This window comes from Accumulibacter sp. (assembly GCF_023806625.1).
In the GTDB taxonomy this organism is placed as follows: Bacteria; Pseudomonadota; Gammaproteobacteria; order Burkholderiales; family Rhodocyclaceae; genus Accumulibacter.
Genome location: NZ_JAMTDX010000101.1, coordinates 1 through 9,885, shown reverse-complemented (window position 1 = coordinate 9,885; position 9,885 = coordinate 1). Strand labels below are relative to the sequence as shown.

Below are 9,885 nucleotides of genomic sequence, written 5' to 3'. Positions count from 1 at the left end.
ACAGCGGCTCGGCGCCGGCGGGGTCGCCCCGGGCTTGCAGCAGCGAAGCGAGGTTGTTCAGGCTGCTCGCGGTGTCCGGGTGCTCGGGCCCGAGGACCTTCTCCTGGATGGCCAGCGCGCCGCGGTAGAGCGGCTCGGCGCCGGCGAGGTCGCCCTGGGCTTGCAGCAGCGAAGCGAGGTTGTTCAGGCTCGCCGCCGTGTCCGGGTGCTCGGGGCCGAGGACTTTCTCCCGGATCGCCAGCGCGCCGCGGTAGAGCGGCTCGGCGCCGGCGAGGTCGCCCTGGGCTTGCAGCAGCGAAGCGAGGTTGTCCAGGCTCGTCGCCGTATCCGGGCGCTCGGGGCCGAGGACCTTCTCCTGGATGGCCAGCGCGCCGCGGTAGAGCGGCTCGGCGCCGGCGAGGTCGCCCTGGGCTTGCAGCAGCGAAGCGAGGTTGTTCAGGCTCGCCGCCGTATCCGGATGCTCGGGGCCGAGGACTTTCTCGCGGATCGCCAGCGCGCCGCGGTGGAGCGGCTCGGCGCTGGCGAGGTCGCCCTGGGCTTGCAGCAGCGAAGCGAGGGCGTTCAGGCTCGTCGCCGTCTTGGGGTGCTCGGGGCCGAGGACTTTCTCCGAAAACCCCAGCGCACCGCGGAACAGCGGCTCGGCGCTGGCGAATCGCGCGCTCAGGTGCAAGAACACCGCGATCGCCTCCAAAGCGAAACCAGCAGTTATGAGGCTCTCCGCCGACGTTAGCTCGAGTCGCTCCAGCGCTTCTGCGTACGCCGCGACCGGGTCGTAGCGCTCGCCGAGAGCCAGCCAATAGCCGAGGAGCTCGTAGCGCTTGCTCTCCGCCATCAGCTCGAGGAATAGCGGCAGGTCGGTGAGGCAGGCAAGCAGCCGCTCCGGACTCTCCGCCGCGGCGAGCTGCCAGCGCAGCTCGTCGGCCTTGCGCGCGCCGGTCTCACGGGTTTCGAAGTAGTCGGCGAGGCGCAGGTGCGCCGCGTTCCTGAGATCCTCGCTGGCCAGGAAGCGGCTCGCCACGGCTTGCCGCAGGAAGTCGTGCGCAAAGCTGACGAGACCGGAGCGAGTGACCAGCGATTGGTCGGCGGCGAGCGACAGCGGCGCCCAGAGCGCAGCCGGCAGCGGATCGCCGCCGTGCCCGAGGAGATCGAGCAGCTCTCGCTCCGAAAGCCCGCGGCGCGCAGCCCAGACGAGAGAGAACGCGTCGCGCACGAGACCCGGCCGCTGCGCTTCGTAGTCCTGCTGCCAGCGATCGAGAATCCGTGCGAAGAGTTCCTCGACGGTCGCCGCCGAGAGGTAGTGCGCAATGCGCTGGTCAAGCGCCTCATGGATGCCGAAGACGCGCAGTTCGTCGAGCAGCGCGCGCAGGTAGATCGGGTTGCCGCTCTGCGGAGCGGTACAAATGCGCTCGATTCGCCTCGCCTCAAGCGCCCGGCGGTATTGCGCGAGATAGTCGCGGAGCAGCGTGCGCCGCTCCTCGTGGCGCAGCGCTTCGACGGTCAGCGTCGGCCACGACCTCGTGGCCAGCGTACTGAGACCCGGACCGGGTAGCGTCGACACCACCAGGCGCACGTGCGGCGGCCAGTACTCGGGCAGCCAGCCGAGGTGTGGCGCGGCATCGCGGTCTTCGAGCTGGTTGAGGCCGTCGAGAACGAGGATGAAGCGAGGGATGCGCCGATCGGCGGCACCGTCGGCGCCGTCTCCGGAACGGGCCGAGTGCGAGAGCCGGGCCGAAGCCTGCGCAAGCCAGGCCGGAAACGCTTCGCGCAGCGCTTCGGGCTGGTCGGGAATCGGCTGTTCGACGCCCAAGCGCCGCCGAATCTCGCCAAAGATGCGCCGCAGGATCGCCACGTAGTCGGCGCTGGCCGGCGTGCTGCCGGTGAAGTGCAGCAGCACGAAGTCGTCGGGGTTCTGCTGCCGGTGGCGCGCGGCCCAGTTGGCCAGCAGCGCCGACTTGCCAACGCCGGATTCGCCGAGGACAACGAGCGGCGGACCCTCCCCGCCGATCTGTCTCTCGATCGCTTCGTCGTACTCGCGGCGACCGATGTACACGCCGCGCCGCGCGTCGGCGAAGGCTTCGTGATCGGCCCAGTCGCGATCGAGCGGGTCGGGTTCGGCGCCGGCGGGGTATTCGGCGTCAATCATCCGCCAGAGTTCTTCGAGGACGCGATCGCCGAGGGTTGGCGCATCGGCGAATTCGTGCACGGGCAGCCCCTGCCGGCGAATCTCGTCCTTGAGGGCGGCGAGCCGGGTTGCTGCCTGCGGGCTCTCGGCGACGAAGTCCGCCCGGCGGTCAGGCGGAAGGTTGGAGAGCGACGCCGGGTCACGGAAGTAGAAGAAGGCCCGCGCGGTCATCGCCGGATTGAGCAGAACGCCGTGCAGGATCTCGAGTTCGGTCAGGCTGCGCTCGCGATGCTCGGCGAGCCATGGCTGCAGGGCGATGAGTTCCGGCTGGATCGATTCGGGGACGGTGCCGTAACGCTCGCCGAGCAAGCCGATGAAATACGGCCGGCAGTTCTCGACCTCGGCAAGGCAGATCGGCAGCACTTCGCCACGCTCCGCCTGTTCTTCGGTGACTCCCCAGCGCAGGTCGACCTCGACGAACTCGACCTGCCGCTGGCGGCAGCGCCGGCGGAGCTCGGGGAAAGTGAACTTCACGAGCCGGTCGCGTTCGTCCTGCAGGTCGCGGAACGTCGACGAGACGAAGACGCGCACGACGCGGCTCTTCAGGGGCGGGGTGGCGGGTTCCAGGGGCATCGGTGATCTCCTTCGCAATCAGGCGTTCAGGGCTTCGGCGCCGCGTAGCTCCACTGCGCGAGCCGGCCCTTCGGGTCGTAGTCGAGCAGCAGGCGGTAGTTCCTGCCCACGGTGACCTGCGCGAGGCGGTTGCCCGCGTCGTAGTCGTAGCCCAGCGCGAGCCGGTTCGGCGTGACGATTTCCTTCGGCAGGCCGGCGCGCCTGGCGTCCGTGTGGTAGCTGAGCGTGGTCTCGCCGCCGTCGAACTGACGCACCTTCTGCAGGCGCCCGGCCTTCCATTCGGCCCAGCTCTTCTGGCCGCTCGCCTCGACCTCGCTGCGGCTGAGCAGCCCGGCCGAGTCGTAGGCGTAGCGGCTGGTGTCCCACGACGACTTGACTTCGCGAACCCGTCCGGCATCGTCGCGGGCAAGCTCGAAGCCATAGTTCTTGCCGTCCCGCTTGACCAGCCGCGCTCGCAACCGGCCGCGGTCGTCGTAATCGGTCGACGCCTGCAGACCGGTGTAGTCGGTGACTTCGACTGGCCGGCCGGCGGGGTCCAGGCGGGTCGCCTGCCATATGCGGAACTTGCCGCTCTCGCCGGGCGGAGCGAGCAGCACGCGCGCCAGGAGTCCGTCGGCGTTGTACTCGAAATGCGCGGTGCTCGATTCGTCTCCGGCAGTCTGCAGCCGCCCGTCGGGCGACCAGGTCTGCCGGAGCAGGATCTGGCCGTTGTCGGCCAGCGAGGTGAGCCGGCCAGCGGCATCGACCTGGGAAACGAGCTTGCGCTTGCCATCGAGATCGACGGTGCGGCTGCGCTGATCGGCGGCTTCGCTCATCCGGATCCGGCCACCGGTCGTCGGCGTCAGGTCGACGACCGTACCGCCGCCCGCGGGATACGACCAGGCGACCTTCGTGCCGTCAGCGTACTTCGCCTCAAGAGGTCGCAGCGCCGAATCGTAACGCACAACATCCTCGCGCGCGTTCTTGCCCGAGCCATAGGCGGCGGAAACGCTGCTCTCGCCCGCCTCGGTCTTCACACGATATTCGGTGCGGCCGCCATCGGCGCCGACCTCCGCGCGCAACTGCCCGCGCGGACCGTACTCGAAGCGCTGCACGACGCTCTCCGCTGACTGCTTCGCGTCCTTGCCGGCACCGCCACGGGTCACCGCCGTGAGCAGCGAGCCGTCGTAGCGGTAACCGGTGCGCCCGGCGTCCGAGGCGACAGCCGCGAGCCGGCCATTGGCGTCGTACTCGTAGCGGACCGCCACCTCGCGCTGATCGGTTTTCGCGCTGGCTCCCTCGATCCGTCCGGCGTTGTCGTAGCGCAGAGCAATCGAAGCCACCGGTCGCTTGCCGAGCAGGCCGACGATGCGCGTCAGGCGCCCGCGCTGGTCGCGCTCGTAGACGACTCGCGATCCGGCATCCTCGATGGCAACGAGTTCGCCGCTCTTGCTGAAGTGCCACCTGCCGGCATCCTTGCGCAGCAGCACGCGGGTCGGACCGCTGAGGAAGTCGGGGCTCGCGTCGGCGACGCCGTAGAATTCGCCCGGCACGTCGGGGACGAGCAGGCGCCCGCCGCCGAGTTCCGCAACCGGTTCCTCGCGCATGAAGCGGGCGCGCGCGCTGTTCAGCGGCGTGACCAGTTCATACCCGGTCTGGAAGCGGACGCTGTTCTCGTTGCGGTCCAGCGGCACCTGAATCGCTTCGAGCCGCGGCAGGTCGAGCGCCCAGCCAGAGCCCCACGGCCCTTTCGGGTTGAAGAACGAGTTGTAACTGCGCACCAGCCGGATCGGCTCGCGACCGGTCACCGGCGCGACGAGGTCGACTTCCTCGAGCCGCGCCGGCGCGAGCGCCTGCGTGTCGGCTCCAGGCAGCGCGACAGCCTGATGGTTCGCCCCGCCACGCGCCAGCGCGCGCAGCTTCATCGGCTCGGACTGCGCGGCAAGCGGCCAATCCCCTTTCTCGAGCGCGGCGGCGAGGGTGAGCTTCTCGCGGAGCGCCGGCGCGTCCTTTGCCGCCGCCGGCACTTCGGAGGCCGTGGTGTAGGTCTTCCGGTCCTTGTCGGGAACCGAGAGATCGACGCCGCCGTAGATGCGCGCGACGACGTTCGACTTCGTCTTGGTTACCTGCAGACCCGGCGTCGTCTTGTCGAACGGCACCGGGCGCACTTCGTAGTCGCGCATCCAGAACGGCAGCGGCACGCCCTGATCGCGCAGCTTCTCGGCGATCGCCGTGATCAGCGCGATCCGCCGCAGCTCGGTGAACACGGGCACCGGGCTGGTGATCCCCGATTCGCGCGGCGGCGTCAGCAGACGTTCGCCGGCCACCGCGTCATAGTTGGCCGTAAACCAGTTCTTGAACGCCAGCGCACCCCGGGACGACTTGCCCTGCGGGTCATCGACGAGCTTGCCCTTGTCCCACTTCATCGACTGCGTGCGCACGGCGAGCGGCATGTCGAAGAGCGTCAGCTCCTTCTTCGGGCCGGACAGGCGGCGTGTCTCCGCCGGGACGATCCAGAAGCGCTGCCAATGACCCTGCTGGCGCAGCTTCTCCGGGCTTTCGCCACCGAAGAAGATCGTGTCCAGCACTGCCGCGTAGCCGGGAACGCCGGTCGACACGTCCTTGCCGGTGAGGTTGTCGATGCCCAGCGTGTAGCCCTTCATCAGGCGGTCGGCGTGATAGAGCACCCAGCCGACGTAGGTGTTCTCGGTCGCCTTGCCGTGGCGGACGATCATCGCCGAGCCTTCCGGATTCTCCGGATTGGGGTCGATGGTCACCGACGGGCCCTCGCCATGGAGATACACCGAGCGGAAGATGGTGACGACGTCGTCGAGGCGCAGCGGCGGCAGCTTGATCTCGCCACCGCCCTTGCCGATCAGCACGAGATTGTGGTTGCGGTCGAGCGCGACGCCGTCGAACAGCCCGGCGCCGGCCAGCGTCTGGCCAGAACCACCGAGCCAGACGCCGCCGACACGCGACGGAGACGTGCGGGACAGTTCACGGTATTCCCGCAACGCGGCGTACGATTCTGGAGAAGCCATTCCCCCGGGACCCGCGACGCGCCAATCGCCGCCACTGATCTCATGCTTCTTTATGACGCCTTGCGCTCCGCGAATCTTTGTCATCATTACGTCTGCAAGCTCTCTCGCTCGTTCGAGACTCTGAGGGTCTATTCCCTTTACATCTAACACCGCTTTGGGTCCGCCGCCAATGGAAGAAGCCGTTGGGGGTGCCAACTGCAGGTCGTGCAACGAACCCCCGTCGGAAAGGAACCTGTTAACTTTCACGGCAATAATATTGCTGCTAGGATAAAGTGTCTGAAAGGAGCCATAGTTTGCATCCTCAGCTCTGTTGGCAATCCAAAAGTCCTTCCAGAAGAAGTACGCTCCGTAATCACCTAGCACATATTGCGTATCGGCAGAAGGATGAGCAACCAATTTCCCTTTCTGGTCGACATAGAAATTTAGTTCGCCATCTAGTGGGGACGCAAAAGGGGCCAATACTTGATCGGTCCGAAACGAATTGCTGAACCAATTTAGTAGTGGATTAGTTTCCACAACATAGAGGCTTGTCGCCCAATCAAGGCTAAACTGCCCGAGCTGTGAGGCCAATTCTTGGTTTCTTATCTCTGGAAACTTCTTTCCAATAAACGGCTGCGGGACGCCGCTATGCTCTGTGGCGAACATTTTCCAAGCGTATGCATTCGCTTCCCGCTCGTATCTGGGTCTATCAGATTTTGCGATCCACCAACGGTCTGAAAAATATTTGTCTCGATAACTGTCGTATTGTGCGAGTAGATTGCCTATTTGTGACTGCGTAAGCGGCACCGTTTCGCCTAACGCTTTCTTCTCGTCTGGAAACTCGATGGGAAGACGGGGCGGATTCTGATTTACGACGAAAGGAGCTCGTGGTTTTCTTGCCTCTCTACCTTCCCGATCTACCAAGTTTATCGGGTCGCTGTGGGAGTATGTGAATACTGAAAAAGTGTCTTGCGAGCCGATCGGAGCGCGCTTTAGAGGGTCTATCTCCAGAAACCGTGCCAGGAGGGGTACATAAGCGCGGGCGCGTGATAGATATATGTTGCTGCCAAGATCCCAGAAAAGCCCCGCAAACCCAACAGACAAGTTCGTAACACTCCGCAGCGCGAGGATGTCTCCAAACGGTTCGTAATCGAGTTGCCCAGCGATTCTCCCTTGAGCATCTGTTAGCAATCGCTGTGACCCGAGATGATCGTGCAGCAGGAATTCCGCCTTGCCGTCGCGAATCATCATCAGCGGGATATTCCCTTCCCAGACGAGCAGCGTCCTCTGGCCACCCTTGCCGGTCATGACCAGCGGCCGCCAGATCGTCGCCAAGGGATCGGGAACGAATGCCGTCTCGCCCTCCGGCGCGTGGCGGCTGATCAGGTTGCCGTCGCCATCGTAGCGGTAGGTCACCTTGGCATCGACGACCTCGGCGAGCTGGCCGTCCTGGTTGTGCCGATAGCGGATCGTCGCTCCGCCGATGGTCAGCGACGTGAGGTTGCCGGCCGCGTCGTGTTCGGTCGGCGCGCCATCGACCGTCTTCAGCCGCCCGGCCCAGTCGTAGGTGTAGGTCTGCGCCGGCTTGCCGGCGGTCGTCGCCTTCGTGCGATTGCCGACCGCGTCGTACTCGTAGGCGTGCTGTCCGGACGGGCCGCTCGCCTTGACGAGCCGGCCGACGACGTCGTACTCGTAGGACTTCACCGCCTGCTGACCACCATTCACTTCGCGGATCGCCGCGATCCGGCCGTCTGCGCGGTACTGGTACGTGTACTGGGCGACGATCGCGTTGCGCGAATCGGCGTGAGTGATCTGTTTCAGGCGGCCGTTCGGCTCATACTCCCAGATTGTCTTCACACCGTTCGGCAGCGTGCGGATGACCCTGCCCTGCCCGGTCTGATACTCGTACTTGACGGTTCCTGCCGGCGTCTTCATCGACTCCAGGCGGCCGAGGAAGTCGTAGCCGTAGTCGATGCGGTAGAAATCGCCGACCTGCAGCCGCGTCATCCGGTTCTGCAGGTCGTGGACGAAGCCGATCGCCGGCGCCCCCTGCCGCTGCACGCGACTGAGCCGTCCGCGTTCGTCGTAGCCGTAGCTCACGCTCCCCGCAGCGTCGCTCATCGCCTGCAGCCGCCCCGACTCGTCGAACTCGCGGGCGACGGTCGGCTCGCCCGCGCGCACGCGGGCGACCTTGCGCAGGTGTTTGCCGCTGTCGAAGGTGTATTGGAATCGCGTCTCGCGACCCGCCGGGTCGGTGACCTTGCTCACCCGGTCGCCATCGCCGTATTCGAACTTCCAGCCGAAGCGCTCGCCAGGGTTGTCCTTCGGCGCGGCGGCGATCGCCGGTCCGCTGAGCGAGAGCGTCAGCGCACAGAGTGCGCCTAGCGCCAGAGCGCGCAAGCTGTGGCACAAGAGAAGGTGAGGTTTCATCGGGATTCTCCGCGTGAAAGACCGGCAAGGGTTTAGGCGACCGGGACCGAGGACGAACGCCAGGGCGTCGGCGTTGTTTGGACAAGGCGGTATCGCTTCGGCCGGACACGATGGCTGGCGGCGACGCGCCGATACGGGCAAGGCCGGACAGCCGTGGTCGCCTCGCGCAGCCGCGGCGGCCCGCTGGATGGCGAGAGGCGTTCATGCCAGCTTCCCGTGACAATGCTTGTACTTGCGGCCGCTGCCGCAAGGGCACGGGTCGTTGCGGCCGACCGCGGGTGGCGCCGCGTCATCGGCCGCGGGTGGCACTGCATGATCGACCGGCGGTGCCTCCGGTGGAGCGGGCAGCGCCCGGCGAAGCCGCTGCCGCACCTCCTCGACACCGGTGATCGGCGAACGGCCGCGCTGCAGCACGCCGATGTCGAGCAGCGCGGCGTCGATCGCGCCCGGCGAAGCGTTGACCCTGAGCGCGTCCTCGAACGCGGCCAGCGCCTGTTCGGGCTCGCCGACGCCGAGCAGCGCGATTGCCAGCGTGTAGGCGGGGTAGTGCGTCGTCGCTCCGTGCAGCCGCTCGCGGCAGACCTCGACGCAGCGCGCGAAGGTGTCTTGCGCTTCGCGATCCCGACCGCGCTCGCCGTAGAGCATCGCGAGACCGAGGAGACACTTGAAGTCAATGAACGGTTCGTCGAGTTCAAGCGCCTGACGGTAGAGCGGCTCGGCCGCGTCGAGGTCGCCCTGCGAGTGATGCGAGTCGGCAAGGTTGAACAGGGCGATCGCATCCTGTTCGCTGCCCCCGCCCACCTTCTGCCGCAGCGCGTCGAGATACTGCTGGTCCGCGGGAGCCATGATCCCTCGCCGGTTCATCCCGTCGAGCTGCACGAAAGCCTTGCGCCACCAGACCATCGCGCCCCCCGGGTCGCTCGCCTCGGCCGCCTGCGCCAGTCGCCAATAGCTGACCCACAGGTCGCGCTGCCACTCCGCGTTCCCCGGGTCGGACGCCGCCAGGCGCTCGATGATCGCGAGGCTCGCCCGGAACGCCGCGCCGGCGCCGGAAAGATCGCCCTGCGCCCTCAGCAGGTCGCCGATCTTGTTGTGCGACACCGACAGGTCGCGCTGCCAGCCGGCGTTGCCCGGGTCGGACGCCGCCAGGCGCTCGCGGATCGCGAGGCTCGCCCGGAACGCCGCGCCGGCGCCGGCGAGATCCCCCTGCGCCGTCAGCAGGTCGCCGATCTTGATGTGCGACACCGACAGGTGGCGCTGCCAGCCGGCGTTGCCCGGGTCGGACGCCGCCAAGCGCTCGATGATCGCGTGGCTCGCCCGGACCGCCGCACCGGCGCCGGCCAGATCCCCCTGCGCCGTCAGCAGGTCGCCGATCCTGTCGTGCGACACCGACAGGTCGCGCTGCCAGTCGGCGTTGTCCGGGTCGGACGCCGACAGGCGCTCGCGGATCGCGAGGCTCGCCCGGACCGCCGCGCCGGCGCCGGCGAGATCCCCCTGCGCCTGCAGCAGGTCGCCGATCTTGTTGTGCGACACCGACAGGTCGCGCTGCCAGCCGGCGTTCCCCGGGTCGGACGCCGCCAGGCGCTCGAGGATCGCGTGGCTCGCCCGGTACGCCGTGCCGGCGCCGGCGAGATCCCCCTGCGCTCTCAGCAGGTCGCCGATCTTGTTGTGCGACACCGACAGGTCGCGCTGCCAGCCGGC

Annotated in this window: 3 protein-coding genes; all 3 read right to left on the bottom strand. The window is 67.2% G+C overall.

Annotated elements, in window-relative coordinates:
• A partial coding sequence (locus NFW05_RS16295) for a tetratricopeptide repeat protein (RefSeq protein WP_295309365.1) occupies positions 1–2,755 on the bottom strand: 2,755 nt, incomplete at its 3' end.
• Positions 2,756–2,781: 26 nt separating this feature from the next.
• Positions 2,782–8,184, bottom strand: coding sequence for an RHS repeat-associated core domain-containing protein (locus NFW05_RS16290; protein WP_295309362.1), 5,403 nt, complete (start codon positions 8,182–8,184; stop codon positions 2,782–2,784).
• 201 nt (positions 8,185–8,385) lie between these two features.
• A partial coding sequence (locus NFW05_RS16285; RefSeq protein ID WP_295309359.1) for a tetratricopeptide repeat protein occupies positions 8,386–9,885 on the bottom strand: 1,500 nt, incomplete at its 5' end.